The sequence below is a fragment of the Streptomyces daliensis genome (genome assembly GCF_054782395.1).
This window is the reverse complement of the sequence record NZ_BAAGSO010000043.1, coordinates 21,106-47,324: the sequence shown is the minus strand read 5'-3', so window position 1 is coordinate 47,324 and position 26,219 is coordinate 21,106. Positions and strand designations below refer to the sequence as shown.

Genomic DNA, 26,219 nt, shown 5'->3' with positions numbered 1-26,219 from the left:
GCGCACGCGATTCTCATTAAGGCTGCTTCACGGCTCCCCCACAAGCGGAAGGGGTGATGGGAACGTCGCGTTCCGGGAAATTTGCGCGCTGTGACAAAATCCCGGCCGATATGCTTGCCGCCGATTTGCGCACAGTGTGAACACCGTCCGGATCTCGCCTGTCGGCCGGTTCGTCCGGAATGACATGCTCGCATCCATGGGGAGCCTCTTCGCCGAACTGACCCGGCAGGCGTCGGCCAACGCCCGCCGGGAGGTCGAGACGTACACGCGTGAGATCCCGGAGTTCGAGTTCCTGGACAAGGACCCCAGGGCGCGGGCCGAGACGCTGGAGCACTCGATGTGGTTCCGGCACAGGACCGTCGAACTGTCCCCGGACAACAGCGCCCTGACCAGCGCGGATCTCGGCTACATCGCCTCGATGGGAGAGCTGCGGGCCGGGGCGGGAATGTCGCTCGACGCACGGCAGCGGGTCCTGCGGCTGCACACCGCGCTCATGCTGCGCGAGATCAACGAGGCGACGGAGGCCCAGCGCGGCGGCGGCGTCGAGGAACTCATGAACATGATGAACTGGTTCGCCCCGCAGGGCGAACGCGGCATCGCCGCCTACCGCCAGGGATACGTACGGGTTCTGCGCCGCCGGATGCGGTATGCCGAGCAGCTCGCCCTGCTGACCCGGTCACTGCTGAACGGAGATCCCATAGCGTGGGAACTCGCCATGGCCGTCGGCATGGAACTGCCGGATTACTGGGCGGTGACGGTGTTCCGGATTCCGGACCGCCCCGCCGTTGATCGTTTCCTGGAAAACGAGATCGAGACACTGGCGAAGAGCCACCAGACACCTGTCATGTGGAGCCCGGAGGACGGCGAAGGGAGCGGCGAGCTGATCGCCCTTGTCCCCCTGATTTCCGGCACGGCGGAAGCGGAAAACGTACCGTGCCACGCCACTGCTGACCTCTTACCCGATCTCGTCCCCGACCACCTGCCGGAACTCGTACGGGACTTCGCCCAGGCCCTCGGCCGGCCCTGCGCCGTCGGCACCGCCACCGCCCGGCCGCCCGAGCTGGCCGAAGCGCTCGACCGGGCCCGTCGGATCAGCCGGGCGGCCCCGCTGCGACGGGCGTCGGCGCGGCTCCGGCCGCACACCCTGGCCGACGTGTTCGTCGAACTCGCCGTCGCGGACGTGCCGTTCGTCGACGCGTGGCTGCGCGACGTGGCCCGGCGGCTGGACTCGGGCCCCGACCTGCTCGTCACCCTCGACACGTACTACCGCCACGACATGCAGCGCGGCGCCGCTTCGGCCGCCCTCAACGTCCACACCCGCACCCTGGACTACCGCCTCCGCCGGGTGCGGGAACTCACCGGCATCGACCCCTGCTCGACGCGGGGTGTGCGCACGCTCAGCGCGGTCGTCACCCGGCGCCTGTCGGGGGCGTGGCACTGAAACCGTCGCGCAGGGGGTGCTTGACCGGGGAGCCCGCCGTCCCGTGCGTGCGGGTCGCCCCATGTGTGCGGGTCGCCCCATGTGTGCGGCCGTCCCATGTGTGCGGGCCGGGGCGGCGGGTGGCTCCAGCCGCCCCTTCTCCGTCACGTGGCCAGGTCCAGCCATGCCCCGACGGGCAGCACATGTGCGCGCCGCCCGGCGTGTGCGCGGAACTCACTCTCCGGGTCGGCGACCTCGACGTAGCCCGCGATCTTGTCGGGCTGCTCCGGCTCGTAGTGCATCGGCACCGCGTACCGGGCGTCGAGTATCTCCGCCGCCGCCGCGGCCTGTCCCGGGTCCAGCGCGGCGGGCAGCGGGCTCGGGGGCTGGAGGTGCGGTGCGTCGACCACCGCGCCGTTGGCGGGCAGGAACACCGCGTCGAAGGGACTGAACCGGCGCGCGACGAGCCACCAGTAGCCGTGGAACATCGTGTCGCCGCCGTGGAAGACCCGCTGCCCGTCGGCCTGGACCACCCAGTTGAGCTGCGGGTCGCCCAGACCGTCGACGGCGGGGACCGCGGTGACGCGGAAGGGCCCGAGCTCGCGGGTGGACCAGGCGTCCACGGTCTCGGCCGCCAGCCGGTGCTGGACCAGTTCGCGTTCGGCGAGCAGTGTCGTCACGTTGTCCACGTCGTCGCCGTGCCCCGGCGCCGGTCGCAGCACCGGTGCCCCCGGTGCCAGCGCGTCCGCGAGCGCGGACGCGTCGGTGTGGTCCCGGTGCAGATGGGTGACGAGTGCGGCGGTGGCCTGTCCGCTCGGCGCCGCCAGCCCCTCCCCCGGCTGCCAGCCCGTGAACAGCGGCGAGAGGTCCCGCACGCAGTCGATCACCAGCCGCGTGCCGCCCGCCTCGATCTCCACTCCGGCCCAGCCCAGTCGTCGTACCCGCATCTCGTGCTCCTTCGTTCCGGTGGGAGCCATGAAAGTTAGCGTACGGTCGTTCTCTAAATCAATAGCGAACGCCCGTACGCTATCCTCGACGCATGTCACCACGACGCTCAGCGGCCGAAGCACAGGCCACCAGGGGCCGGATCCTCGGCCGTGCCGCCGAGATCGCCTCCGAGGAGGGGCTGGAGGGCATCACCATCGGCCGGCTCGCCGAGGAGCTGGAGATGAGCAAGTCCGGGGTGCACAAGCACTTCGGTACCAAGGAGACACTCCAGATCTCCACCCTGGACAAGGCGTTCGTCGACTTCTGGCACCGGGTGGTCGAACCCGCGCTGGCCCAGCCGCCGGGACTGCGGCGGCTGCGCGCGGTGTGCGCCAACTCCGTGGACTACCTGGAGGCACCACTGCTGCCCGGCGGCTGCCTGATGACCGCGGCACTCACCGAGTACGACGGCCGCCCCGGCCGGGTCCGCGACGCGGTGGCCGAGGTGTGGTCACGCTGGCGGGAACAGTTGCGCGCCGACCTGGCCGCGGCGGTGGACAACGGCGAGCTGCCCGCCGGGTTCGACGTCGACCAGGCGCTGTTCGAGATCGTCGCCGCCGGGCTGGCGCTGAATGCGGCCATGCAGCTCCAGCACGACCGGACGGCGGCGGACCGGGCCCGCCGCGCGATCGAACGGGCCCTGGACCAGTCCTGACCGCAGCCTGCCGCGTTGTCCGCGTTGTCAGTGGCAGACGCGTCCGAGCCCGGCGGCAGCCCCTCTCAGTGAGCGGCCTTGAGGCCGACCACGCTGCCGACGATCAGCACCAGGAAGACGATCTTCAAGGTGTTCACCGACTCACCGCCGGTGAGCATGGAGTAGAGGACGGTGAGCACAGCGCCGATGCCCACCCACACCGCGTAGGCGGTGCCGACGGGCAGGTCCCGCATCGCGTAGGCCAGGCCACCCATGCTTCCGGCCAGAGCGACGGCGAAGATCAGGGACGGGACGAGCCGGCTGAAGCCCTCGGACTTGCCCAGGGCAGTCGCCCACACGGCTTCCAGAACACCTGAGAGAGCGAGAACGAGCCACGACATGACAACCTCCGTACGGGCCGTCTTGTCGCGCACCGGGTACGGCACCCCTCGTCCGGAAGCCCTGTTTCCGGGCTCCACTCCAACGTCGCACATCGGTTCACCCTTGGCAACAGCGGCTGGCGCGAGCGGGCCTCGGACGCGCCCGGCATGCTGTCGACCGGTTTTCCCTGGTGTGCCCGACGATTTCACCGAGACGATGCGGAAGCCGGAGTGGAAAGACGCTGCCTCGGTAGCTGCCTCGGTCCGTCCGGCGAACCGGCTGGACGCTCATCGGGGGGCTCACGCGGGTCGGGAAGTGAGCAGTTGGGTGGCCGCGAGTTCGCCGTACAGCCGGTCCGTGGTGACCAGTTCTTCGTGGGTGCCGATGGCGCGGACGCGGCCGGACTCCAGCACCACGATGCGGTCGGCCATGGTGACGGTGGACAGCCGGTGCGCGACGACCAGGACCGTCGTCTCCCGGGCCACATCCGCGATGACCTCACGCAGGGCGTGCTCGTTGGCGGCGTCGAGCTGCGACGTGGCCTCGTCCAGCAGCAGGACACGCGGGGCACGCAGCAGGGCACGCGCGATGGCGACGCGTTGTCGCTCACCTCCGGACAGCCTGACACCTCGGTGGCCGACCGCGGTGTCCAGCCCCTGGGGCAGGCCACGGACCAGCCCGGTGAGACGCGTGCGTACCAGGACGTCCTCCAGCCGTCGCTCGTCGGCATCGGGCGCCGCGAACAGCAGGTTGTCGCGGAGTGTGCCGGAGAGCACGGGGGCGTCCTGCTCGATGTACCCGAGCGCGGCCCTGAGGTCGGCGAGCGGACGGTCCCTGACATCGGCACCGTCCAGGAGGATGCGGCCCGAGACCGGCTCGTAGAACCTCTCCAGCAGCGTGAAGAGCGTGGTCTTCCCGGCTCCCGACGGGCCGACCAGCGCGGTCATGCCGCCGGGGGCCGCGGCGAAGTCGACGCCTCGGTGGACATCAGGGAGTCCAGGACGGTAGCGGAAGACGACTTTTTCGAAGACGACGGTGGCGGGGGCGCCCGGCTTCCTGAGCACCGACACCGACGGCACCGACTCCCCCGACGGGCGCGACGGGTGTGACGGCCGCCCGGGTGCGGGTGCGAGGGCGGGGGCGGGCGCGTCCAGTGGGTCGACTTCCAGCCGCTCGGCCTCCCGCAGCCGTGCCACGGCCGCCGCCGAGACATGGAACTGGCCCACCGCCTGGATGAGTTGAGAGATCGGGTCCATCAGGTAGAAGAGGAACAGCAGGAACGCCACCAGGGTCGCCACGTCGATGGCCCCGGAGGCGACCCGCGCTCCCCCGACGGCCAGCACCGTGAGGAACGAGAGCTGAACGGTCAGCCCGGCGGACGTTCCCATGAGCGACTGCCACTTCGCCGCCGCCACCCCGCCACGCCACGCCTCGTCCACCGCACGGTGCACGACGGCCGTCTCCCGCTCCTCAGCGCCCGACGCCTTGACGGTGCGCAGGGCCCCCAGGGCCCGTTCGAGAACGGCTCCCATGTCACCGACCGAGGACTGCGCACGCGCGGTGGCGGCGGAGATACGCGGCAAGGCCGTGACCACCACCCCGCTCACCATCGCCGCGACGCCGACGCTGACGCCCAGCAGCACCACGTCGAGCATCCCCATCATCACCAGCACCCCGGCCAGGCCGAGCACGCTGGTGGTGGCGGAGACGACGGACTGCGTGGTGATCTGGCGCAGCAGCGTGGTGTCCGAGGTGACCCGTGCCATCAGGTCGCCGGGCTCGCTGCGGTCGAGTTCGGACACCTTCAGACGCAGCAGCCGCGCGACGAGCTGCCGTCGCGCGCCACGGACCACGGACTCCGCCGTGTGCGCCAGCAGATACTGACCCCACGCCCTGAGCCCGGCGCCCAGCAGGACCAGCACGGTGAGCAGTGCGAGCGTGCCGGTGAGGCCGTCCTGATGCTGGAGGCGGTCGATGAGGGCCTTGGCCGCGAGCGGCTGACCGAGCATCGCCGCCGCGCCCGCAAGCCCCAGCAGCGCGCCGAGGATCAGTCGGCCACGGACCTGGCGCACGTGCTCCAGCAGCACCCGGAAGGTCTCCCGGAGGGAGAGGGAAGCGGAGGCCGCGGAGGCCGCGGGGGACACGGAGGACGCGGGGGACATGGGCTCAGACATCGGCCCCGGCCCCGGCAGGAACCGTCCCGGCCCGCTGCCGTACGACGGGGAGGACCTCGGTGGCGAGCCGTTCCAGGCTCCGCAGAACGGATGCGGTGTCCCCCGCCGACTCGACCTGACACATCACACGACCGCAGCCCGAGGCCGAGATGTGCTGGAGCAGCCGGTCCACACATGTCTCGGCAGAGCCCACCGGCTGGGTGGTCAGGAGCTTGTCCGTGATACGGGCCACGTCCTCCGGCGTGGCGGAGGGCCCACCCGGGCGCTTGTTGAGCGACGCCGTGAACTGCGCCTGGGCGCGCATCAGTTGTGCCGTCTCCCGCTCCGTCTCGGTGACCTGCGCGAAGACGGCGAAGGCATGACGGTGGCCGTGCGACGGTACGGGCAGGCCGCCCGCTTCCTGTGCCGCGCGCTCGTAGAGCGCGCGCATCTCGGCCTTGGCGTCGGGGCCCTTGTCGAAGAACAGCATCACCGGCAGCCCGCGTTCGGCAGCCACGGTAAGCGACGCCGGTGAGCCCGCCGCCACGTACACGGGCGGGTGCGGCCGCGTCCTGGCAGCGGGGACCACGCGTAACGTCGCCCCGTCGGCACCGGATGCGTCGGGGACGTGGGGCACCTGGCCGTGCAGCGCGGCCAGCAGGCGGTCCAAGGGCTCGGCGACCCCCGCGCGCCAGGAGCCCAGCCCCCGGCCCATGACGTCGTGCTCGGCGCCCGGCACACCACGCCCGACCCCGAGGGTGAACCGTCCCGACGAGAGGTGGTCGAGCAGGTTCGTCTGCTCCGCCACGTGCACCGGCTCGTGCAGTGAGAGGACCGTGACGGCCGTTCCCACGTGGATACGGGAGGTGGCCCCCAGCAGATGAGCGGCGAGGGTGAGCGCCGAGGAGCCGACCGCGGCGGGGTTGAAGTGGTGCTCGGTCACCCACAGGTCGTCGAGCCCGAGATCCTCCGCATGCCGGGCGAGCCGCAGCGTACGCGCGAAGACCTCGCTCTCGTCCTGGCCCTCCCTGCGGGCAGTGGTCAGCAGGAGCCCGAACCTGATGTCGTTGTGTGCGTGCATCAGAGCCTCCGGTGTCCGGTGGTTGCGGGTGCGGGTGCGGGAACGTGCAGCATCTTGCGGAAGAGCGGGATGTCCTCGCCCTCTCCCACGGGCCTGCCCTCCGCCTCGACCCAGGCGTGCGCCCGGAACGGTTCGGTGCGCACACCGGTGCACCACTCGGGCCAGGCACCGTGCATCCGGCACAGCAGCACGGTCGCGACCGAACGTTGCAGGCACCCGAGGCCCGCGCACTTGCTGCTGACGGTCACCACGGCCTGGCGGCAGTCCAGCGCCTGCCCGTACCCGGCCGGACGCGCTCCACGGGCGATCACGCTCAGCACACGGCGCTGCCGCCCCGGCGACAGTCGGATCAGCAGCCAGGCGGCCGTCACCGTGAGGCGGGCGAGCAGCCGCAGCCGAAGCGGGACGTCCGCGCTGCGCTGTTCGGGGACGACGGAGAAGCTCATGAGGTCACCAGCCTGGCCTTGCCGAGCTGGTCGAGCAGCGCTCGCACATCGGCGGCGACCTGCTCGGGGTCCTCACCGAAGCGGGTGCTCAGCTCCTCCACGATGGCGGGGACGGTGGTGCCTTCCTTCAAGAGCTCGACCACGGCCGCACCGGAGTCGTTGAGCATCCAGAAGCGCCCCGTCGTCTCCTGGAGCAGCACCATGCCCTCCTCGGTCCTGGTCGCGATCACGTCGGGTGGGAGTGCGTACGTCATGAGGCTCGGGCTCCTTCCGTGCTTCGCCGCCGCTCAGCGCGCGCGGCCTCCACCGAGCGCAGCCAGGATTCGCAGGCGAGGGTGTACACCATGGGAATGAAAGTCCTGGACATCGGGTGCGGCGCCGTCAGCACCGCGCGGACCGCCGCCTCGTCGACCAGTCCGCGCTCGGCGAGCAGCATGCCGTCGCAGAGTTCGAGGAGTTCGCGCTTGTGCCGCCGCACCCCGGCGTACACGTCGGCGCTGAACTCGCCCTTGGTGGTGCGGCCGAGTATCGCGTCGGGAACGGTGCCGCGCATGGCCTCGGCGAGGACGGGCTTGGCGCGAGCTGTGCTGAAACGGTCGATGAGCCGTGCGGAGAGTGCCGCTTCGACGACTTGGCCGTCGAGGTAGGGCGCGTCGTAGCCCACTCCGTGGCGCAGGGTGCGCCGGTTGGTGAGCCGGAGCTGACTGCCGCACTGGCGGACGCCGTGCAGTATTTGGTGCTGTGTGGGGTCGTACGAGTACGGCTCCGTCTCCCCAGCGGCGGAACGGAGCATCGCGGCACAGGCGTGCACCGCGTCCGTCGTGACCCAGACGGGAAGACGGGGATACCCACCCCAGCCCGTGACAGGCTGACGGGGGCCACCTTCTTCCGTGGTCAGCTCTCGCGCGGCAGCCCTGAGCCAGTCCCCGTAGTCAGGGTTGTGCAGAAGGTTGCGGGTCATCGTGCCCAAGGGCCAGCGAAACATACTACGGGCGGCCCTCATGTGCGGGATCGAGCGGAGCGGGTGGCGGCGGGGAAGCGTGTGGTACGCGGATGGCGCGGGGGAGAACAGTTCGTCACCGCCGTGCCCGGTGAGCTGGAGCGACGCTCCACGCTCCGCCAGTTGCTCCGCCGTATGGGCGATGCGGGACTTCGTCCTGGACCAGGCGTACGGCGCTTCGAGGTCGTCGTCCAGGCTGAGCTGATCGGCGAACGACGCCGGGCACCCCGTCGCTTCGATGACCAGTGGCTCGCTGTTGGCCAGCCAGGCCCCCGCACGCACCGCCCACTTGACATCGTCGTTGGCGGCGTCCTCGGCGTCATGACAGACGGTCACGATGCGGCTGTGCGTATCGATGTGCCGCAGGGTGAAGGCAAGGCTTGTGGAATCCATACCGCCGGAGAGGTCGCACGCGAGCAGCGCTCCGGAAGCGGTTCGTGCGGCAGCGGCGTTCAGCAGAGTGGCCTTGACCCTCTCCGCCGCCTCGGTGAGCGGCACCTCGTCGGCGGGCGGGGCCCACCAGCGGAGCGGCCGGGCCGTGCCGTCGGGAGCGAGACGTACGTACTCCCCCAGCCCCAGGCATGTGACGTTCTGCCAGAGCGTCCGTTCATTCAGCGGCCAGGGCGGCTGTGACATGAAGTGGCCCAGCATGCCGATGTCGTCGATGGCACCGACCGTCAGCTCAGCGAGGACATCCGGCCGGTCAGCGGCCAGTGACGTACCGCCGACCGTCGTCCAGAACACCTCGTGCGTTCCCGAGAGGGAGCCCTGGACCCGCGTCACGCCGTCGACGGACGCGATCAGATGGAAGCTCCCCGGTACGGACCGGGCGAGCGTGTCGAGCTGCTCCAGCCCACGGGCCTGGGCAAGCGCCCGGTCGAGAGCCGAGGTTGTCGTCAGAGTGGAGCCGAACAGCGCGATGCGGCTGCTGCCGTACGCGCCGAGGACCACCTCGTCGTCGTGCCACGAACCGACGATCCACGGACGGCCCGAGGCATGGTGCAGGCTCCGTTCCCGCTGCGCGAAGGGGATTCCCTCCAAGACGGCAGCGGCGTCCTGGGAATCGGGCAGAACAAAGAATTGCATGGTTTCTCCGCTCTTGATGAGGGCCGCCCGGAACAAGAATGCGGGTGCCGGGTGAAATGCTTCACCCGGCACCTCAGCCCTGGAGGAGTGTCAGCATTCGTAGAACCAGCAGGTAAAGTCCAGTTCCCAACCCCAGGTGCCCTGCCCCAACGTGCGGTCCCTGAAGTCACCGACCTCGACCAGCGCGGGCGTCTCGTACGACAGATGCGCTTCCATCGTCTTCACCTCTTCTTTCATCACACGGTGGATGTGCGGGGGCCAGGTGGCGTGCCGTCCGGCCCCCGCGCCTGATGCGCCAGGTCAGCAGCCCAGGAACCAGCACTGGTTCAGGTCGTCCCAGCCCCAGGTACCGCGGGAAAGGGTCAGCTCCGCGAAGTTACCGACCTCGACCAGGGCAGGCGTCTCGTACGACACGGTCTCTTCCGTCATGATGACCATCCTTCGTTTTCGGCGATCTCTGAACTCCGGCAGGAGCCCTCACCGGGCATCCCACCGGACATCACGAAACCTAAGAAACCCGCGGTCCCGAACGCATGGGTCACGCGGTCCCATGAATGTCCCGAAGCTGTCCCGGGACATGGACAGGGAAAGCACCGCACCGGCACAGTGCATGACGCACTGCCCGTACATGACTGATGGCAGGAGCCAAGAAAAAGGGGGAAGGCATCCATGAAACAGGAACCGGTATGGGAGTCCAGGGTTCCGCATGGCCGGAGGGCTCTGCTGCGGGGCGCCCTCGGAGTCGTCGGAGCCGCAGGAATGGCGGCCACGGTGCTGAGCGGGCCGGATTCGCCTGGGGTCTCCAGATGACGGCGAAGCCCGACACCAGGAAGGTCAACCCGCCGCAGCCCCGAGACGTCGTGGCGCGGATGGCGGCCTCTTGGCTGCCGGGCGGCGTAGAGGGCACCGACACCCGTCTGCTGGAATACCACCGCTCGTAGCCCGTCCGAGCGAGCTGACCGCGTTCAGCCGGGGCTTCCGGCTCCCATACCGGCCGCACGGGCACGGGCCGTCGCGGCCGACCGGTCCTTCACGTCGAGTTTGGCGAAGATGTGGGACACATGGTTGCGTACCGTCTTTTCCGAGAGGAAGAGACGACGTGCGATATCGCGGTTCGGGCAGCCCCGCGCCAGCAGGTCGAGCACCTCGTGCTCGCGCGGGGTGAGTTCCGGGAATGCCCCGGGCCCCCGGATGTCGCCGGTCGTGGTGAAGCAGTGCCGCAAGCACTCCGCTGCCGCCGGCCCGAAGACCGCTCCCCCGCCCGTCACCGTGCGTATCGCGCGCATCAGTTCATCGCGGTCGGCGGACTTCCCCAGGACCCCGTGCACACCGGATCGGACCGCCTTGACGACCTCCGCTTCGGAGTCGGCCGTGGAGACGATGAGCACCCTCACCGGGCGAGGGGCCAATAGTTCTGCCGCCCTGCCGATGAATTCGGCCATGGGAATCCCCACAGCGGCCGGATCCGTGAGAATCACGTCCGGACCCTGACGGAGGCCGAAGCGGAATGCGTCAAGCGCCTCTCTCTCCGTGGCGGCCTCTCCCGCGATCCGCATGTCCGGGCTTCCCTCGACCGCTGCGCGAACTCCCGCGCGGAACAGCGCGTGGTCGTCCAGCAGGAAGACGCTGATGACGCTTCGGGCACCGTGAGGCACGGCAAGAACGGCTGGCCGGTTTCGTCGGTGGAGACCGGAGAAGGCCGCATTCTCGTGCGCCATTTCGCTCATGCGATGCCGCCAGGCGATCCCTCGGTCTCCGGCGTCACGGCCCCGGACCTGGCAGACGTACCAGCCCTCTGACCTGTCTTCCCGTGCTCGTCGACGATCACCGCAATGCGAGTCGCGGACATCTTCATCCCAGTGCCCCCTTTTCGCTCGGGAATGACATGCCGCCTGCCGTCCGGGGCCCTGACTCACCGGCGGGCCGGTACGACAGCGGCTGTTGCGAGGAGACTTCAGCTTCCAGGGAGCCCGTGGCACTTCCGTAGCAGACACGTTGAGGCCCGCACAGCCACCGCAATGTGTGTTGTTGCGCGGAAGAACGGCTGCACAACAACGTCCGACGGTGGAATGCTCACGTCAGAACAGCAGACTCAGCCCCTTGAAACCCGCCGCACCCCCGGGAACGTGGGGACTGTGCCCGCACTCCCGTGTGTGGTGCAGCCGCGTGGTGGCGTACCGGGCGAGCCGTCCGGGCCCAGGCATTGGCCATCGGAAAGCCTGGCCTGCCGTGCCCAGAAAAGATGGGGGAAAATGACATGGAAATCACTGTGCGCCTGCTGGGCGCACTCGATGTGACGTCCGGAGGACGGCATCTGAAGATACCGACGGGAAAGCTGAGCATCGCGCTCACCTCTTTGGCGCTTTACCACGGACGGACCCTGCCGGTCCTGGACCTCGCAGAGTATTTATGGGGCACCGAGCTGCCGACGGCCCCACGAGCGACGATCCGCAGTTACATCAAACGCCTGCGCCAGATCCTGGACCCGGCCCAGGGAAGCGGCCGGGACGGCACATCCCTCATCGAGGGCGGGCGGGGAGGCTACGCCCTGAGTGGTACCCGCGTGGCTGTCGACGCCACCGAGTTCCGGGCACGGCTGGGACACGCCTCGGAACTGCGCGCCGCGGGAGACACCCACGGGGAGAGCCGCACGCTGGACTCCGCACTGGAACTGTGGCGGGGGCCGCTGCTGGCGAACGTGGACGCTCCGGAGCTGATGATGGGCGCGGTACCGCTGCTGGAGGAGGAGAGACGGCGCGCGCTGCACCGGCGCGTCGCACTCAGCCTCGACGGGCTCTGCGGCGGCGATCCGGGCGCCTACGTGCCGCGGCTCCGTCAGGCCCTGGCGTGCGATCCGTTGCAGGAACACTTCTGGGAACAGCTCATCCTGGCCCTCCAGCGCTGCGGACGCTCCGCCGAGGCGCTGCGGGAGTACGAGAGATGCCGGCGCCTGCTCAGCGAGGAACTCGGTATCGCCCCCGCGGCGGGTCTGCGGCAGCTCCACCAGACGCTGCTCGCCGACGGCGCGGACCAGCACGCGGCCGAACGTGGCGACGGAGACGTATCACCGTGGCCGACCGGTACGGGCGAGCGCGCGGCCCTGTTGCGCAGCCTGCTGGCAGGACGGCGCAAGCACGTCTCGCCACACGAGCTGCCGGCCGGCTTCCAGCGCATGCTGACCGGCCACCCGCGGGCCACGGCGGCCGGTCCGGGGCCGCTCGCTCCGGCCGCACCACCGTCCAAGGGCCGACGTGAGGCGCGGTACACCTCCAGGCGGGTGCGGACACGGCGCTACCGCACCAGCAGGAGCGCCGACCGCGGCCCGGGCCGCGCATGACCTTCGACGACGAAGGCCGCGGAACGACCGGTGCCGCGTCGCAGGCCGGGCACATGGTTCGAGGCATGGGCGGGGCGTACACAGGGCCGACACGGAGCTGAGGGCTTCGGCGAAGTGAAGGGAGCCCTGCCTGTCAGACCCCCGTTCACCTCATCGGGTGGTTTGACCGGCCGCAGGGGTTGCCGCCCGGCGCGTCGAGCAAGAGGGGGACGCCACCCTGATCGGGTCTGCGCGAGACGCCCGAAGACCGTGGCTGCCGGGCGCTCGTCCTTCTTCGAGTCGGGGGTAGGCGTGTCACGTACTGACGATCTGTCGGCCGAGCGGCGTTTTCTGGCCGGGGTCAGGGCCAGGGCGATGGAGCACAGCTCCGTGCAGGACTGCGAGGTTTTCGCCGGATCCGGGGTGCGGGGTGTCCGCGCCGTCGTCCATCTCGTGGTGCGGGGTCCGCTGGACATGGCCGCCTTGGAGGCGGAGCTGGCGGGCGGGGAGCCGGGCCGGGTCGCCCTGTGCGTGGTCGGCGCCCTGGAGGCCGGGCGGGGACGGGAGCGTCCCCCGGTCGCTGTGCTGGACGACGATCTGCTCGGCGCCTGGCAGCGGACGGCCGACCGCCTGGTCGGACCCGGTGTGCTGTCGGTGGGCCGGGACGCGGTGCGCGAGCCGCTGGGGCAGCTGCCCCTCGCGCCGGATGCGGTGACCGGCGTACCGCCACAGGCCGTCCCGGAGAAGGCGGGCAGAACGGCCGCTCCCGGGGACCGCGCCGAGGGTGACGGTGCGGCGGCCGCGTCGGCTCCGCCGTCGCTGGCGGACGGCGGTCCGCTGCCGCCCGGCCTGCCCGGGTCAGCGGGGGACGTCCTGCGCCGGGCGGCGGCCCTGCGGCCGAAGCAGACGATCACGCATCTGACCGGGACAGCGGAGGAGGTGCAGAGCTGTGCGCAGTTGCTGTCCGACGCCTTGCGGGTGACCGGCGGGCTGCGCCGGGCAGGGGTGTCGCCGGGCGACTGCGTTCTGCTGCAACTGCCGTCCAGCCGGGCGTTCCTGACCGGTCTGTGGGGGTGTCTGCTGGGCGGGTTCGTGGCGGCCCCGGTGGCGCGGCCCGAGGCGTACGCGGCGGACGCCCCCGGGCTCGGCCGCGTGCACGACGTCTGGCGGGCCCTGCACCGGCCGGCGGTGCTGGTAGAGGAGGCCGACCGGCGCGAGCTGACGGAGCTGGCGTGGCCGGGGCTGCGGACGGTGACGCCCGAGGAGTGCCGGGAGCTGCCCGCGGCGCGGGCGGCCGCGGTGCCGCCGGAGGCGGTCGCGCTGCGGCTGTGCACCTCCGGCAGCACGGGGACGCCCAAACTCGTCGAGTTGACCCATCGTGCCCTCGTCGCCGAGGCCGCCGGCACGCTGGACGCGCTGGCGTACACGGCGGACGACACCACCCTGCACTGGATGCCGCTGGAGCACGGCGGCAGCATCGCGATGACACACCTCAAGGACCTGATGGCGGGGTGCGCGGAGGTGTTCGCGCCGACGCGTCTGATCCTGGGCGATCCGCTGCGCTGGCTGGACCTGCTGGAGCGGTTCGGCGCCACCGTGAGCTGGGCGCCGAACTTCGCCTTCGGCCTCGTCGTGGAGGAGCTGACCCGGCGCAAGGACCGTTCCTGGGACCTGTCGCGGGTGCGCGGGCTGCTCAACGGCGGCGAGGCGGTCGCGGGGCGCACCGTGCGGGCCTTCCTGCGGCTGCTCGCGCCGCACGGCCTGGCCGGGGATGCCGTGTGGCCGGCGTGGGGCATGTCGGAGACCTCGTCGGGGGTGACCTACGCCCGGTTCCCGGGCGGCACCGGGGCCGGGGACGCCGCCCCCGACGGGAGCGACGGCGCCAGTGACAGTGCCAGTGACGGCGCCGGTACCGACCTGGGGCGGCCGGTGGCCGGGCTGCGCCTGCGGGTCGTCGACGGGGAGGGCCGGGTCGTGCCGGAGGGGACCGAGGGCCTGTTGCAGGTCCGGGGCACCCAGGTCACCTCGGGGTATTTCGAGAACGCGGCGGCGAACCGGGCGGCGTTCACGGCCGACGGCTGGTTCGACACCGGTGACCGCGCTCTGCTGCGGGGCGGGCGGCTGACCCTGACGGGCCGGCTGCGGGACACCGTCATCGTCAACGGCGTCACCCACCACGGCCACGAGATCGAGGCCGTGGTGGAGGAGCTGGACTGCGTACGACGGTCGTACACGGCGGCCTGCCCCCTGCGGCTGCCGCACTACGCCTCCGACAAGCTGGCGCTCTTCGCGGTCCTGGCGCCGGGCGCTGACGAGACGGCGGCGAGGGAGCGGATCGCGCGTACCGTGCTGCGGGCGTTCGAGCTGCGCCCCGACTTCGTGGTCTTCGTCCGGCCCGAGGAGGTGCCGAAGACGGAGCTGGGGAAGATCCGGCGCAAGGAGCTGGCGGAACAGTTCGCGCGCACGCTGGACGAGGAGCGTCCCACGGTGCCGGCGTGGTTCCTGACGCCCCGGTGGACGCCGGCGGCGCTCCCGCCCCCCGCTGAGGTGGTGCCGCCCACCGGTCCCGTCCTGGTGATCGGCGGGAGCGAGGGCCATGGCGACGGCGAAGGTACAGGTGCGGGCGAGGGCGACGGGCCCGCCGTGCGGACCGGTCCCGGGCTCGGCGGGCAGGTAGCGGCGGCGGTACGGGAAGGGGGTCGGCGGGTCGTCCTGGTGCGGCACGGCGCCCGGTTCGCTGTCGTGGCGGACGACGAGTTCGTCCTGGACACCGGTGACCCCGCCCAAGTGGCGCTGCTCGCCGCGCGGTTGGCGGAGCGCGGGCTGCGCCCGGCGCAGGTGGTGCACGCCCGCCTGGCCAAGCCGCGCCCCCGGTACGCGACGGGGCAGGAGCTGGTGGAAGCGCACGTCGAGGGCCTGACCTGGCTGCCCGCACTCGCCGGCGCGCTTGCCCCCGGACCGGCCGTTTCCGTGCTGGTCGTGACCGCCGCCGCCGAGCAGGTCACCGCGGCGGAGCGGGTCTGCGCCGCCCGTGCCGGGGTCCACGGCCTGGCGGCGAGCGCCGCACACGAGCAGCCGTGGCTGAGGGTGCGCTGCCTGGACGTCGAGCCCGGTGACCCGGGGGCCACCGGTCACGTGCTGGCGGAGCTGGACGCCGAGTGCGGTGAGCCCCGTACCGCCTACCGCGGCGGGGTACGGCTGGTCTCGCGGCTCGCACCCGCGCATGCGCCTGCGCCGGGCACGGCCGTGCCGGTGGCGGACGCGGTGCGCGGCGGCCGGTACGTGCTGACCGGCGGAGGCGGAGGCGTCGCCGCCGTCCTCGCCGAGCACCTGGCCGCGGACCGGGACGCCCACGTCCTGCTGCTGGGGCGCTCGGCTGCGCCCCGCCCGGACACCGAGCGGGTGCGGTACGCGCGGGCCGACGTCACCGACCCGGCGCGGCTCCGGGCGGCGGTGGCGGAGGCGGAGGCGCGGTGGGGGGCGCCGGCCGACGGCTTCTTCCACCTCGCCTGCCACATGGAGGAGGCCGCCCTCCCCGACGTGGACGCGGCCCGGCTCACGGCAGCGGCCGCCGCCAAGCTGGCCGGCGCCCACGCCCTCGCCGCGCTCACCGGCGAGCGGCCCGGCGCTTCACTCGTGCTGTTCTCCTCGGCGTACGGCAGGTTCGGCGCGCCAGGACAGGCCGCCTACGCCGCCGCCAACTCCGCGCTCGACGCCTTCGCCGCCGACCGGCGGGCACAGGGCCTGGACTGCCGGAGCATCGCCTGGGGCATCTGGCATGAGCGCGGTATCAGCCGGGGCCCGGCCTCCGAAGGCCTGAGTGCCGACCTCGGCTATCCGCCGATGGAGACCGCCCAGGCGCTGACGTCGCTGCGGGTGTGCGCCGCGCTGGCCGAGCCCTGTGTCCTCGCCGGTGTCGACCCGGACGGCCGGTACGTCCGCTCCCACCTCGCCGCCGCGTCCCGCCCGGTGCACGGCGTGGTCGCCCGCACCCCCGACCCGGAGCACGCGCGGACGGCAGCCCCGCTGCTGGAACGGGTCCGCGTGACCGACCGGCACGGCGTTCCGGTGCCGTGCACGGTCGCCGTGGGCCGCCCGTCCCCCGCCGCGGCCCCCGCCAGCGGCGCCGAGGAGGACGTCCTCGCGGTGTGGCGGGAGATCCTCGGGCTGCGGGACATCGGCGTCCAGGACGACTTCTTCGCCCTCGGCGGCGACTCCCCGCGGCTGGCCCGGATGCACACCCGCCTGGAGGAGCGGACCGGCCGGCACATCTCCTGGGCCCGGGTGCTGCGCTGCCGTACGGCCGCCTCCGTCGCCGCGCTCCTCGACGACCGGGGCACGGGCGACGCCGTGCACGTCACCTACGGCGGCGCGCGGTACAGCTACCGCGTCGTCGGCGACCTCTCCCCCGGCACCGTCCCCGTCCTGGTGGCCGGCGGCGTCTTCCAGGACGTGTACGCCCTGCCCCGCCTCGAACAGCTGCTGCGCGGCGGCGGACCCGTCGTCATGACCGACCTGCCCGGGGCCGACGGTACCGGGGAGGCCCTCACGGAGGCGGACTTCCCCTACCTCGCCGACTGCCTCGCCCACCTCCTGGACCACGTGGGCGTCGACCGCGTGGACCTGGTCGGTGTCTCCTACGGCGGCGCCGTCGCCTACGAGTTCGCCCACCGGCACCCCGCGCGTGTGCGGCGCCTGGGCCTGGTCGGGACCGCCGTCGCCTTCGGGCCCGACGCCGGCGGCAAAGTGGCGGCGCAGATGAAACTGCTGCGCGAGGAGCGCTACGACGAGTTCGTGGACCAGGTCGTCGCCACGACGCTCTGCGGCGATCCGGACGTGGTCGTACGGGGCCGGGAGGCCGCCCGTTTCCTCGTCGACAAGACGCTGCGGGAGGCCGCCCCGCTCAACGCCTCCCGCTACCTCGTCGCCCTGGAGCGCCGCATGCCGGAGCTGCGGGCGCCCGGCTCCGGGTTCACCGGGCCCGCCCTGGCCTTCACCGGGGAACACGACCGGACCACGCCGCCCGCCGTCGTCCGGGAGTGCGCGGCCTCCTTCCCCGGCGCCCTGTTCACCACCGTCCGGGACGCCGACCACCTGCTCGTCGTGGAACGGCCCGAGGAGACGGCAGAGCTCCTGCTGCGCTTCTTCGCGGGCGACGAGCTCGACACGGTGGACTTCTGCGGGCCGGTGGAACGCCTGTCCCAGACGGTCCCGCAGCGGCAGGAAGGTGGGGTGGGGGACCCGGCGCGGGTGCGCTGACCGGGGGCCGCAGCAGCGGCCGGGTGGTGAGCCGGCCCGTGTCGTCCAGGCAGGTCCCGAAGCGTTCGCAGTGCGTCTGCGGTGGACACTGAGATCGGATCCGCACGGCGTGCCCTCATCACCACTGCCCGGTGAAGCGCTCGATTCCTGGCTGGCGGCGCCGGCCCATCGCAGCGCGGTCGATCTGCGCGGCATCCTCACCGCCGCCGGCGCGTCCCTCTCCAGCAGCAGCGGCCTTGCCCCGGACTACACCACCTACCTCACGGACGAGGAAGCCGAGCGGCTGTCCTGGGCCACCGGCGTTCCCGCCCGCCGACTCCACGCGATGACTCTGCGCCAATACGACGGCCGTGCGCTCGCGCTGATGGCTCAACGTCGGCTCGTGCAACGCTTCCACCGACTGGACACAAGCGTCCGGATGCTCAACACTCCCCGACCACGCCCATCAACCACTGCCAGGCGAACCAGCGTTGTCCCCCTGGGCCGCGAACCCGCCAGTGGGCGCACCAGAGCCATCGCCCATCGGCGCAAGCCCGCCGCCCGGCGAACCGCTGCCCTGCTCTGCCATGGCGGCGCCTGTGCTGACTGTGAGTCCTGCGGCCGCGATCAGTGCGACGGCCGTCGCGCGTGCTACTGCCTTCTTCACCAGCATGGTTCCCCCTTGTTGACGCGTGCGGGGCCTGTCGGCCCCATCCCGTGCGCGGATGTGCTCACGAGTGGCTTCTCGCCGTCGTTCCGGCTGTTCAGAGCTACGGCCGTGGTCAGGCCGAGCCCCCTCACGGTTCCTCGCACGGTGACCGTGCCCCTTGCCTGCGCCGTCCCCCTCCGGGGCGGCGCATCCCCGGTGCCGGCACATGGCGGCCGACTCATCCCCGTACTGCCCGACCGGCGCGCTCCGGTGGCCGCAACTCCCCGTTGGCCCGGCCGGCGCTCGCGGCTGCGGGTCAGAAACCACCCCGCGAGAACCATCGTTCTCAGTAGAGGATACTAGGGGGGCAAGAACTGTGATTCTCAAGAGGGGAGACGAAGCCCGTGGCCGCCGTCGACACCGAGACCAGCCGTCAGCAGATCCTCGCCGCAGCCCACGAGCTGTTTCACGCCCACGGCATCCGTGCGGTAACGATGCATCACATCCGAGACGCCTCCAACGTCCCCCTCAACCGGCTGTACAAGACCTTCCCCTCCAAAGACGATCTGGTTGCCGCCTACCTGGACCACCGCGATCACTCCGCCCGCGATGCCCTCACCAACGCCCTGACCGCCTACGACACACCCCGCGCGAAGATCGTGGGGATCTTCACCTGGCTGCATCAGTTCTTCCAGCAACCGGACTTCCGCGGCTGCGTGTTCACCAACGCCTACGGCGAGCTCGGCGCCCAGAGCCCGGCCGCGGAGATCGTCCTGCGCCACAAGACCGCCATCCGCGTCCTGCTCACGGACCTGGCCCGGGACGCGAACGCCCCCGACCCCGACACCATGGGCGCCCAGCTTCAAGGACTGTGGGACGGCGCGTTCCTCCTGGCCGCCATGACCCGCGACCCCGACCACGCCCTGCACGCCCGCGCCACGGCCCAAGCCCTCCTCGCCACCATCACGGCAGATCACTAGCCGCGGTGGCCATGACGCTTGTTCCACGCGGTCCACGAAATCCCGTTTCTTGATCGCTCCGGCGCCAGCCAGTCCTGTTCGGCGCCCCAGACACGCATCGCGCGGGCTACGGCACGGCTCCAGCTTGCCGAACTTGCCCGCATCCTTCCTGGCCCACTTACCCGCACTTTCACTTGACAGCACTGGACAACCATCGCGCCGTACCCGACGAGGAACCCCCTGCGGCGCCTGTAGGGTCCGCGTCTCGATGTCCCTTTCCGCATGCGACTGGCAACTGCTCCTACGTGGTCGCCGACGCCCACCGGCTCCCGTTCAGCGCGGGCCGCTTCGACCTGATCACGTGCGTTGCCAACCTGCCCTATCTGGACGCCGAGCCCGCCGCACGCGAACGCGCACATCACCTCTTCATCAAGCAGGCCGAGGGACACCACCCTCGCCAAGACTTCTCCCTGGCCCGCTTCACCCTCCCCACCTCCGCATAACGACGCCGTCCGCCCGCACGCCCCGCATTCGCCGAGTGATCACGGAAGGTGTCACCAACCTTCTCCCCATCTAGCATCCACCCCATATCCGGTGCCGGCTAAGGGAGTTGGAGTCACCTCCTGGGCCTGATCGTTGGCCTCGAGTGACGCCCGAGGCCAAAGATCAAGCCCAAAAGGCGTGAGCGGACACCTGGAAGTCACGCAGCTGACTCCGGGGCTACTGGTGCCGTGGGAGAGCCTGTGCCTTCTGTGCCGAAAGAGTCTTGTAGACGGTACCGGCGAGGTCGGGCAGCGTGTCCCCTTCGCCAACGGCGCTGTTGACGGCAATTGCGATGATCATGCCAGTCTTCGGGAAGTACATGTGCAGCACCCGGTTTCCATAAGTGGCCCCCTCATAGGCCCAGACCGTCCCGGCCACAGGATGGGCGAACTTCACGACACCGAGCCCGAAACCGAGGGGATCGTCGGCCGTGACGCTCTTGATGGGCTTACTCGTCTTCGCCGAGATCAGGGACTCCAGCTCGCGCTGCTGCGCTGAGGGCAGCAGTCGACCGCTGTACAGCGCCCTGTCCCAAGCCGTCATGTCTCTCAGTGAACTCACCAGGCCGCCCGCCCCCTGCGCCCAGGAAAGGCGGAGCCGAGGAAGTGACTTGTTGAGATGCTTCGGCAGGACGGAATGGGTGGAGTACGGCGTCGGCATGCGCGAAGCCGTGCCCGGAGGGCAGTTCGGGGGGAGGCAGGTGTCGTTCATTCCGAGAGGTTCGATGATGCGCTCGGCGAGCCGCTCATGGTAAGTATCGTGCGACGCTCGTTCAACAATCATCTGCGCGAGGAGGTAGTTCGTATTCGAGTACTCGTACTTCGCGGGACCCAGTGGCAGGCCCTCCACATAGGACATCAGGCGCTCCAGCGTGAAGCGCGTGGAGGGATTAGCGTCGAAATCCTTCAGGAACGCATTCTGCTCGGTGTAGCTGGGGATGCCGCTGGTCATCGACAGCAGTTGCTTGATGGTGACATCGCGCCACGCCGGATACTGGGGAAGCCACTTCCCCAGCTTGTCCCGTATGGACAGCTTTCCTTCGGCCTCCAGTTGAAGCAGCAGCACGGACGTGAACGCCTTGGTGTTGCTGCCTATCTGCCACAGCGCCTTGCTGTTCACCGGTCGACCACCGCCGTAGCGGGACGTCCCCGCATCGACCGAGATATCAGGTCGCTGATCGGCATAGGTCACCCGAAGGGAGACCGCTGAGAAATGATCCTTAGTGCCATGAGCGTCCAGATATTTCTCGAGGTCACTTCGCAGTGACGCGGTGGCACTGCGAACGGATGGCTCCTCCACTGCGTGCGCGACGACCGGCCCACTTCCCGACACCATCATCCCCGAAACAATCGCCGCGGTGACCGTCGCCAGGGCCACAAGGCGCTTCCCTTGCTGACCACCCCGCCGACGAAGCCTGTACCTCACTGTCGCTGTTCCTCCATCGAATCGATCAGAACTGGGAACGACGATCACGCTAGGCAGTGGAGGCGCGGCAGGTAATGGGGGTAACCCCCGCTTGGTAAGGGGGCTGACCCCTTGCGTGAGGCCAAGTGCGGCGCCGAGGTGAAGCGTCCACAGGGCGGGGGTCGGCGTCGAGCCGGTGACCGCGAGGCACTGGCCGCGATCACCTTTCGTCGCGACCTCCGGCTGTACGTGGCGGCAGCTCCCGCCGGTGTTCGGTCCGGCCTGGCAGACGGTGTACCGGAGGTTCGCACAGTGGAGTCGGGACCCGGTCCGGGCCCGGCTCTACCGCGTGGTCCTGGATGAGCTCGGTGCTCGGGGTGAGCTGGACTGGTCGCGGTGCGCGATCGATTCGGTCAGCATCCGTGCAGGGCTCCGCAGCCGCGGCATACCCCACCGCATCGCCCGCAAGGGCATCGAGCCCTCGCAGCGGCTCGGCCGTCATCGATGGGTCGTTGAACGTACGGTTTCCCGGCTTGGCGGATGCCGTCGCCTACACCGCCACTATGAACGCAGGCCCGAGCACTTCCTTGCCTTCGTCGGCATAGCCACCGCTCTCATCTGTCACCGGCGCCTCACCACATAAACGGTGGAGAGGCGTTGTGGCGTCGGCGGGATCAGTCGGTGGTGAAGCTGGACAGTGTCGCGGCCGGGTATCGGCTGCCCGCCGAGCCGTCGGGGAGGATCTCGGTGATGTGGGCCATGTCGGCGTCAGTGAGCTGGACGCTGTCCGCGCCGGCGTTCTCATCGAGACGCTTGGCACTGCGGGTGCCGGGGATGGGCACGATGTCCTGACCCTGGGCGAGGAGCCAGGCCAGCGCGAGTTGGGCGGTGGTGATGCCCTTGGCCGCGGCGAGTTCCTTGAGCTGTTCGGTGGCGCGGAGGTTGTAAGTATAGTTCTCGCCCTGCCAGCGCTCGTCCCACCTGCGCATGTCGTCCGCGGGGTATTCACTCGCGGGCTTGACCGCCCCGGTCAGGAAGCCGCGGCCGAGCGGGGAGTAGGGCACCAAGCCGATGCCGAGCTCCCGCAGGACGGGAAGGATCTCCTCCTCCACCTCCCGCTCGAAGAGCGAGTACTCGTACTGGAGCACCGAGAGCGGGGTGACGGCGTGGGCGCGTCGGATGTACTGGGGGCCGACGTTACTCAGGCCGAAGTACTTCACCTTGCCTTCGGTGATCAGATCGCCGACCACGCCTGCGACCTCCTCGACCGGAATGGTGGGGTCGGAGATGTGCTGGTAGAAGAGGTCGACGTGGTCGCTCTGCAGGTAGCGCAGGCTGTTCTCGGCGACCTTGCGGATGTTCTCGGGGCGGCTGTTGAAGCCGGAGCCCAGCGGCTGGGTCGTCATGTCGAAGCCGAACTTGGTGGCGAGGACCACCTCGTCGCGGAAGTCGCGGACTGCCTTGCCCAGGAGGATTTCGTTACTGCCGGTACCGGCGCCGTACAGCTCGGCGGTGTCGAAGAAGTCGATGCCGAGTTCGTGGGCGCGGCGGATGGTCGCGATGCTCTCGTCGTCGTTCGAGGCGCCGTAGGCCATGGACATGCCCATGGTCCCCAGGCCGAGCGCTGAGACGCGCAGACCCTGCGAGCCCAGATTGCGGTGCTGCATGAGTTCACTCCCTCGGTATTTCGTCGGTTTCACCAGCAGAGGCCAAACCGAACTGTTCTGTTTGACTGTAGCGCCGATCACCCCGACTGCCAAACCGAACGGTTCGGTGCTCTATCCTGGGCCTATGCCCCAGTCCCGCGACTCCGGCCAGACCGCCGGGCCCACCGCCGGCGGCGACACCACGCGCGAGCGCATCCTTGCCGCTGCCATGGAGGAGTTCGCCGGCCACGGCATCGCCGGCGCCCGCGTGGACCGCATCGCCAAGCTCGCCAAAACCAGCAAAGAACGCGTCTACGCCTACTTCCGCAGCAAAGACGCGCTTTATGCCGCTGTTGCTGCACGGGAGTATGTCGTCATCGCCGAGGCCACCCAGATGGACCCGTCCGACCTCCCTGGCTACGCGGGCCGCCTGTTCGACTACTTCGTCGCCCGTCCGGACCACCACCGCCTGATCACCTGGGGCCGCCTCGAACTGCAGGGCACCACAGCCGGTGCCGACGATCCCGACCAGGCAGTGATCGCCCGCAAAATCGACCAGCTCCGCCAGGTACAGCAGGCTGGACAGCTCGACCCCGCCTGGGACCCGGCCGACGTCCTCGCCCTGGTCAACCAGATCGCCACGACCTGGGCGTCGCAACCCGAACTCAGCAAGGCCGCCGCCGCACACGCCGTGGACCCCACCACCGCCGCCCGCCGTGCCGCGGTGGTGACCGCAGTCGAGCAGCTATTCCCCCGAGCGGTCTGAGTAACGCCGGTTTCGGGCAGGGGACCTGCCCGCAACGGTGGGCGACGCAGTCTCGAACTGCTCACCCGCACGTACGTCCTCAGCACAGCCGTCAGCGTCAAGGAGCGGCGCGACGAGTCCTGGATCACGGCAGACCGCGCGGTCCAAGCAGCCCGACGTGCACAGCACCCTCTCGCACACGCCATGGCCGCACGAGCACAGGTCGGTGTCTTCCGGCAACGTGGCCATCATCGCTGGGCCCGACAGCTCGCGGACCGGACCGTGGCAGAACTCGAAGGAGAGGAAAGGGCCCGGCCCGTCGTCGCTCATCTGCTCCTGGAGACCGCGTACGGGGCCGCTCAGACCAACCAGCAGGCAGACGCCATCACGCTCTGGGAGCACGCGCGTTCGCTGGTGGCCCGGGGCCCCGCCGTCGCCGCCTGGATCGACCACCCCGGGCCGATGAGGACAGACCAAGTCGAACGGTACGGACTGTGCATCCAGCATCTGCTGGGCAACACCCGCCGCGCGATCCACCACATGACCGCGATCGATCCGAACGCCGTACCCACCGCCGAACGCGCGGCCCGCGTACGGCACGACAGCGCCAAGCTCTACCGAGACCTCGGAGACCTTCAGTCAGCGCTACGGCTCCTGCGCAAGCAGAAAGCCTGACGGGCCCGTGAACAGGCGGAGACCGAAAGCTGAGCCGACGGACTCAGCCCTCCGTGCCCAGGTCGTACCAGTCCTCGCCGGCCTGCGCGTCGAAACTGGGCAGCCATGGCTCGACCTGCCCGTTCTCGCCCTTGAACGGGCGGAAGAACAGAGCGTGCCCAACGCGCTCAACGCACCTGCCGTCCGGAGTTTCCACCGTCGCCGCCGGGGTCCAGAAGATGTACTTGCCGGGCTCGACCCAGCTTCGCCGCGCGACGCGCCCACCGGCCTTGATTACTCGCAGAGCGTCCGAGTAGTCCATGACCATCACCGTAACCTTCTCCGCTTCGAACAACGCCGGAGGCGACGTGAACGACGGCTGGCGTAAGTGCGTCGGCCCGAAGGACGGCCAGAGAAGACGGACACTGTGCCACGGCGTAGCTGAGGGTCGACCCATCGGCGCCCTCGCCCGCGAACACGTCGTCAGCCGGGGCATCGTGCGTACGTACGGCCGTCGTCGGCCTCGTCCTCGATACGCCCGGCAAGGCCGTCGGCTTCCTCGGCGCCACCGAGCTGGACGACGTCGTCGTACAGGCCGCTCTCGACGACACCACGGGCGCCCCGACATTCCCGGCCCGGCGCAAGGCCCACCGCGGCTACGAGAAGCACGTCAACACCTACCCGGTCGAGATCCCCTGGCTGCCCGTTCGCGGGCTGACGCCAGGGTTCCCGCTGCCCCACGCACCACCACTCGCTCGCCCACGAACTGAATCAGTTCGTCACCATTCCCGGGAGCGCATGCCCTGGAGCTGGTAGCGCAGCAGCCGACTCCTGGCCTTCTCCTCGGTCAGCCCCAGGGCGGCAGCGACCGTCTCCCACGACAGCTCGTCCGCCTCCACCGCGTACGCCGCCTCCGGAGCAAGGCTCCCGACGATGCGCTCCAGACCGGCCAGCGCCCTCAGCGCGGCCAGCGGCGCGTCACCCATCAGGGTGGCGACTTGCTGCTCCACCCGCGTCAGCGAATCCTCCAGCTCCTCGGGGAGCGGCACGGTGCGGCCCCGCACCTCCTCGATGTGCCGCTCCCAGTCCTGGCACGGACCCGTGGTGTCGATGCCACGGGGATCGTCGGTCATCTCCGCTTCATCGACCGGGTAGCGCTTCTCTCCTCGCCACCCGCACGCGCACGAGCCGCGCAGATACGCAGCCAGTGGCGCTCCCAGCGTCCCGTCGTAGATCCACCAGTGGGAGACGGCCTCGCCTCCGGCACCGCTCCCGGCATCGAAGTAGACCGGCTTGGGCTCGCTCCCGTCAGCCAACAACGCCACTGGCGCGCCCTCGTGCGAGGACCCCAACTCCCTGTCCGTCCAGCCCATACGTCCTCCGCATCACCGTGTACCGCCCCCGGCGGCCGTACGCCCGGCCCCCGAACGCCCGGTCTCAGGCCCAGGCCCAGGCCCAGGCCCGAGGATGCCCCACCCCGAAGGCCGACGACCGCCAAACTCACGAACCGATGACCCCGCGACCCACCAAAGCCGGGGCGTAACCGGTACGGGGGTGCCCCGGGGCGGGGCAGGCTGCGGCGCCGTAGTGAAGGCGCCGGTCCGGCCCGCAGCTCCGGCTCACTGTGTACAGAGAGCCGGGTGGCACAACTTGATTCGCGGGCCCGGGGGGGGTGTTCGCCGTGGCACATAAGCCGGAACCCGGCAGGAGAAGCCAAAGCCACCAGGTCGTACTCGCCGAAGAGGCAACCGGCACCTCTGACGCATCAGCCACCTCAGCGGCCACTGGCCTGGAGCATTTCCTCCCGCGAGGCTCCTCAAGGGTCGAGCATCACAACCGCGCAGGAGTACCCTCGTCAGCCCCGAAGGCCCGTCTCG

General features: G+C 70.4%; 26 protein-coding genes, 1 pseudogene and 1 riboswitch. Of the genes and pseudogenes, 12 read left to right on the top strand and 15 right to left on the bottom strand.

Features of this window, described 5'->3' with window-relative positions:
* Positions 1 to 196: 196 nt before the first annotated feature.
* Positions 197 to 1,441, top strand: a complete 1,245-nt coding sequence (locus ACYVOO_RS09300) for a PucR family transcriptional regulator (RefSeq protein ID WP_461015154.1) — start codon at positions 197 to 199, stop codon at positions 1,439 to 1,441.
* 143 nt (positions 1,442 to 1,584) lie between these two features.
* On the opposite strand, the gene ACYVOO_RS09295 is transcribed toward ACYVOO_RS09300, so the two are convergent.
* Positions 1,585 to 2,367 (bottom strand): MBL fold metallo-hydrolase, encoded by a 783-nt coding sequence (locus ACYVOO_RS09295; protein ID WP_461015283.1) that lies wholly within the window; start codon positions 2,365 to 2,367, stop codon positions 1,585 to 1,587.
* Between the two features lie 92 nt (positions 2,368 to 2,459).
* On the opposite strand from ACYVOO_RS09295, the gene ACYVOO_RS09290 reads away from it, so the two are divergent.
* On the top strand, positions 2,460 to 3,062 hold the full coding sequence (locus ACYVOO_RS09290) for a TetR/AcrR family transcriptional regulator (RefSeq protein ID WP_461015153.1): 603 nt from the start codon (positions 2,460 to 2,462) through the stop codon (positions 3,060 to 3,062).
* 65 nt (positions 3,063 to 3,127) lie between these two features.
* On the opposite strand, the gene ACYVOO_RS09285 is transcribed toward ACYVOO_RS09290, so the two are convergent.
* The 8 genes from ACYVOO_RS09285 to ACYVOO_RS09250 form a co-directional block, all read right to left on the bottom strand.
* Positions 3,128 to 3,442, bottom strand: a complete 315-nt coding sequence (locus tag ACYVOO_RS09285) for a DMT family transporter (RefSeq protein WP_461015152.1) — start codon at positions 3,440 to 3,442, stop codon at positions 3,128 to 3,130.
* Positions 3,443 to 3,453: 11 nt separating this feature from the next.
* Positions 3,454 to 3,520, bottom strand: a riboswitch (guanidine-III (ykkC-III) riboswitch).
* 201 nt (positions 3,521 to 3,721) lie between these two features.
* Entirely contained in the window at positions 3,722 to 5,596 is a 1,875-nt protein-coding gene (locus ACYVOO_RS09280) for an ABC transporter ATP-binding protein (RefSeq protein ID WP_461015151.1), read from the bottom strand.
* Entirely contained in the window at positions 5,589 to 6,656 is a 1,068-nt protein-coding gene (locus ACYVOO_RS09275; RefSeq protein WP_461015150.1) for an LLM class flavin-dependent oxidoreductase, read from the bottom strand. Before ACYVOO_RS09275 ends, ACYVOO_RS09280 begins: the two co-directional genes overlap by 8 nt.
* Entirely contained in the window at positions 6,656 to 7,102 is a 447-nt protein-coding gene (locus ACYVOO_RS09270) for a lasso peptide biosynthesis B2 protein (RefSeq protein ID WP_461015149.1), read from the bottom strand. The genes ACYVOO_RS09275 and ACYVOO_RS09270 overlap by 1 nt, the downstream gene beginning before the upstream one ends.
* Positions 7,099 to 7,356: a lasso peptide biosynthesis PqqD family chaperone gene (locus tag ACYVOO_RS09265; RefSeq protein WP_461015148.1), complete on the bottom strand. Its 258-nt coding sequence runs from the start codon at positions 7,354 to 7,356 to the stop codon at positions 7,099 to 7,101. The genes ACYVOO_RS09270 and ACYVOO_RS09265 overlap by 4 nt, the downstream gene beginning before the upstream one ends.
* Entirely contained in the window at positions 7,353 to 9,188 is a 1,836-nt protein-coding gene (locus tag ACYVOO_RS09260) for an asparagine synthase-related protein (protein ID WP_461015147.1), read from the bottom strand. Before ACYVOO_RS09260 ends, ACYVOO_RS09265 begins: the two co-directional genes overlap by 4 nt.
* 90 nt (positions 9,189 to 9,278) lie before the next feature.
* Positions 9,279 to 9,425: a lasso RiPP family leader peptide-containing protein gene (locus ACYVOO_RS09255; RefSeq protein WP_461015146.1), complete on the bottom strand. Its 147-nt coding sequence runs from the start codon at positions 9,423 to 9,425 to the stop codon at positions 9,279 to 9,281.
* Positions 9,426 to 9,488: 63 nt separating this feature from the next.
* The gene (locus ACYVOO_RS09250; RefSeq protein ID WP_461015145.1) at positions 9,489 to 9,617 is read right to left on the bottom strand and encodes a lasso RiPP family leader peptide-containing protein; all 129 of its coding nucleotides are present in this window, start codon (positions 9,615 to 9,617) and stop codon (positions 9,489 to 9,491) included.
* Positions 9,618 to 9,994: 377 nt separating this feature from the next.
* On the opposite strand from ACYVOO_RS09250, the gene ACYVOO_RS09245 reads away from it, so the two are divergent.
* On the top strand, positions 9,995 to 10,129 hold the full coding sequence (locus tag ACYVOO_RS09245; protein ID WP_461015144.1) for a hypothetical protein: 135 nt from the start codon (positions 9,995 to 9,997) through the stop codon (positions 10,127 to 10,129).
* A 24-nt stretch (positions 10,130 to 10,153) separates the two neighbouring features.
* On the opposite strand, the gene ACYVOO_RS09240 is transcribed toward ACYVOO_RS09245, so the two are convergent.
* On the bottom strand, positions 10,154 to 10,843 hold the full coding sequence (locus ACYVOO_RS09240; RefSeq protein WP_461015282.1) for a LuxR C-terminal-related transcriptional regulator: 690 nt from the start codon (positions 10,841 to 10,843) through the stop codon (positions 10,154 to 10,156).
* On the opposite strand from ACYVOO_RS09240, the gene ACYVOO_RS09235 reads away from it, so the two are divergent.
* From ACYVOO_RS09235 to ACYVOO_RS09210, 6 genes are all read left to right on the top strand, one after another.
* Positions 10,793 to 10,987: a hypothetical protein gene (locus ACYVOO_RS09235; RefSeq protein ID WP_461015290.1), complete on the top strand. Its 195-nt coding sequence runs from the start codon at positions 10,793 to 10,795 to the stop codon at positions 10,985 to 10,987. The genes ACYVOO_RS09240 and ACYVOO_RS09235 overlap by 51 nt on opposite strands.
* 458 nt (positions 10,988 to 11,445) lie before the next feature.
* Positions 11,446 to 12,525 (top strand): AfsR/SARP family transcriptional regulator, encoded by a 1,080-nt coding sequence (locus ACYVOO_RS09230; protein WP_461015143.1) that lies wholly within the window; start codon positions 11,446 to 11,448, stop codon positions 12,523 to 12,525.
* Positions 12,526 to 12,816: 291 nt separating this feature from the next.
* A complete protein-coding gene (locus ACYVOO_RS09225) occupies positions 12,817 to 17,763 on the top strand; it encodes an alpha/beta fold hydrolase (protein ID WP_461015142.1) in 4,947 nt (1,648 codons plus the stop codon).
* On the top strand, positions 17,732 to 18,754 hold the full coding sequence (locus tag ACYVOO_RS09220) for a TniQ family protein (RefSeq protein WP_461015141.1): 1,023 nt from the start codon (positions 17,732 to 17,734) through the stop codon (positions 18,752 to 18,754). The genes ACYVOO_RS09225 and ACYVOO_RS09220 overlap by 32 nt, the downstream gene beginning before the upstream one ends.
* A 41-nt stretch (positions 18,755 to 18,795) precedes the next feature.
* Positions 18,796 to 19,371 carry a TetR/AcrR family transcriptional regulator gene (locus tag ACYVOO_RS09215; RefSeq protein WP_461015140.1) on the top strand — a complete coding sequence of 192 codons (576 nt, stop codon included), beginning with the start codon at positions 18,796 to 18,798 and terminating at the stop codon, positions 19,369 to 19,371.
* 173 nt (positions 19,372 to 19,544) lie between these two features.
* Positions 19,545 to 19,853 carry a class I SAM-dependent methyltransferase gene (locus ACYVOO_RS09210; RefSeq protein ID WP_461015139.1) on the top strand — a complete coding sequence of 103 codons (309 nt, stop codon included), beginning with the start codon at positions 19,545 to 19,547 and terminating at the stop codon, positions 19,851 to 19,853.
* A 217-nt stretch (positions 19,854 to 20,070) separates the two neighbouring features.
* On the opposite strand, the gene ACYVOO_RS09205 is transcribed toward ACYVOO_RS09210, so the two are convergent.
* The gene (locus ACYVOO_RS09205; RefSeq protein ID WP_461015138.1) at positions 20,071 to 21,270 is read right to left on the bottom strand and encodes a serine hydrolase domain-containing protein; all 1,200 of its coding nucleotides are present in this window, start codon (positions 21,268 to 21,270) and stop codon (positions 20,071 to 20,073) included.
* 192 nt (positions 21,271 to 21,462) lie between these two features.
* Here ACYVOO_RS09205 and ACYVOO_RS09200 point away from each other — a divergent pair.
* A pseudogene (locus ACYVOO_RS09200) lies at positions 21,463 to 21,940 on the top strand (transposase); the annotation flags it as partial.
* Positions 21,941 to 21,971: 31 nt separating this feature from the next.
* Here ACYVOO_RS09200 and ACYVOO_RS09195 read toward each other — a convergent pair.
* Positions 21,972 to 22,964: an aldo/keto reductase gene (locus ACYVOO_RS09195; protein WP_461015137.1), complete on the bottom strand. Its 993-nt coding sequence runs from the start codon at positions 22,962 to 22,964 to the stop codon at positions 21,972 to 21,974.
* A gap of 124 nt (positions 22,965 to 23,088) precedes the next feature.
* Between ACYVOO_RS09195 and ACYVOO_RS09190 the strand changes: the two genes are divergently transcribed.
* Both ACYVOO_RS09190 and ACYVOO_RS09185 read left to right on the top strand, forming a co-directional pair.
* Positions 23,089 to 23,709, top strand: a complete 621-nt coding sequence (locus ACYVOO_RS09190) for a TetR family transcriptional regulator (RefSeq protein WP_461015136.1) — start codon at positions 23,089 to 23,091, stop codon at positions 23,707 to 23,709.
* Positions 23,710 to 23,970: 261 nt separating this feature from the next.
* Positions 23,971 to 24,363 carry a hypothetical protein gene (locus tag ACYVOO_RS09185; RefSeq protein WP_461015135.1) on the top strand — a complete coding sequence of 131 codons (393 nt, stop codon included), beginning with the start codon at positions 23,971 to 23,973 and terminating at the stop codon, positions 24,361 to 24,363.
* A gap of 43 nt (positions 24,364 to 24,406) precedes the next feature.
* On the opposite strand, the gene ACYVOO_RS09180 is transcribed toward ACYVOO_RS09185, so the two are convergent.
* From ACYVOO_RS09180 to ACYVOO_RS09170, 3 genes are all read right to left on the bottom strand, one after another.
* Positions 24,407 to 24,664, bottom strand: a complete 258-nt coding sequence (locus tag ACYVOO_RS09180) for a Thoeris anti-defense Tad2 family protein (RefSeq protein WP_461015134.1) — start codon at positions 24,662 to 24,664, stop codon at positions 24,407 to 24,409.
* A gap of 161 nt (positions 24,665 to 24,825) precedes the next feature.
* Complete coding sequence (locus ACYVOO_RS09175; protein WP_461015133.1) at positions 24,826 to 25,011, bottom strand: hypothetical protein; 186 nt, start codon at positions 25,009 to 25,011, stop codon at positions 24,826 to 24,828.
* Positions 25,012 to 25,121: 110 nt separating this feature from the next.
* Positions 25,122 to 25,715 (bottom strand): hypothetical protein, encoded by a 594-nt coding sequence (locus tag ACYVOO_RS09170; RefSeq protein ID WP_461015132.1) that lies wholly within the window; start codon positions 25,713 to 25,715, stop codon positions 25,122 to 25,124.
* Between the last annotated feature and the right edge of the window lie 504 nt (positions 25,716 to 26,219).

Coding starts and splice junctions, on each gene's coding strand:
- ACYVOO_RS09300 (WP_461015154.1), top strand. CDS start 197: ATGGGGAGCCTCTTCGCCGAACTGACCCGGCAGGCGTCGGCCAACGCC.
- ACYVOO_RS09295 (WP_461015283.1), bottom strand. CDS start 2,367: ATGCGGGTACGACGACTGGGCTGGGCCGGAGTGGAGATCGAGGCGGGC.
- ACYVOO_RS09290 (WP_461015153.1), top strand. CDS start 2,460: ATGTCACCACGACGCTCAGCGGCCGAAGCACAGGCCACCAGGGGCCGG.
- ACYVOO_RS09285 (WP_461015152.1), bottom strand. CDS start 3,442: ATGTCGTGGCTCGTTCTCGCTCTCTCAGGTGTTCTGGAAGCCGTGTGG.
- ACYVOO_RS09280 (WP_461015151.1), bottom strand. CDS start 5,596: ATGTCTGAGCCCATGTCCCCCGCGTCCTCCGTGTCCCCCGCGGCCTCC.
- ACYVOO_RS09275 (WP_461015150.1), bottom strand. CDS start 6,656: ATGCACGCACACAACGACATCAGGTTCGGGCTCCTGCTGACCACTGCC.
- ACYVOO_RS09270 (WP_461015149.1), bottom strand. CDS start 7,102: ATGAGCTTCTCCGTCGTCCCCGAACAGCGCAGCGCGGACGTCCCGCTT.
- ACYVOO_RS09265 (WP_461015148.1), bottom strand. CDS start 7,356: ATGACGTACGCACTCCCACCCGACGTGATCGCGACCAGGACCGAGGAG.
- ACYVOO_RS09260 (WP_461015147.1), bottom strand. CDS start 9,188: ATGCAATTCTTTGTTCTGCCCGATTCCCAGGACGCCGCTGCCGTCTTG.
- ACYVOO_RS09255 (WP_461015146.1), bottom strand. CDS start 9,425: ATGAAAGAAGAGGTGAAGACGATGGAAGCGCATCTGTCGTACGAGACG.
- ACYVOO_RS09250 (WP_461015145.1), bottom strand. CDS start 9,617: ATGACGGAAGAGACCGTGTCGTACGAGACGCCTGCCCTGGTCGAGGTC.
- ACYVOO_RS09245 (WP_461015144.1), top strand. CDS start 9,995: ATGACGGCGAAGCCCGACACCAGGAAGGTCAACCCGCCGCAGCCCCGA.
- ACYVOO_RS09230 (WP_461015143.1), top strand. CDS start 11,446: ATGGAAATCACTGTGCGCCTGCTGGGCGCACTCGATGTGACGTCCGGA.
- ACYVOO_RS09195 (WP_461015137.1), bottom strand. CDS start 22,964: ATGCAGCACCGCAATCTGGGCTCGCAGGGTCTGCGCGTCTCAGCGCTC.
- ACYVOO_RS09190 (WP_461015136.1), top strand. CDS start 23,089: ATGCCCCAGTCCCGCGACTCCGGCCAGACCGCCGGGCCCACCGCCGGC.
- ACYVOO_RS09180 (WP_461015134.1), bottom strand. CDS start 24,664: ATGGACTACTCGGACGCTCTGCGAGTAATCAAGGCCGGTGGGCGCGTC.
- ACYVOO_RS09170 (WP_461015132.1), bottom strand. CDS start 25,715: ATGGGCTGGACGGACAGGGAGTTGGGGTCCTCGCACGAGGGCGCGCCA.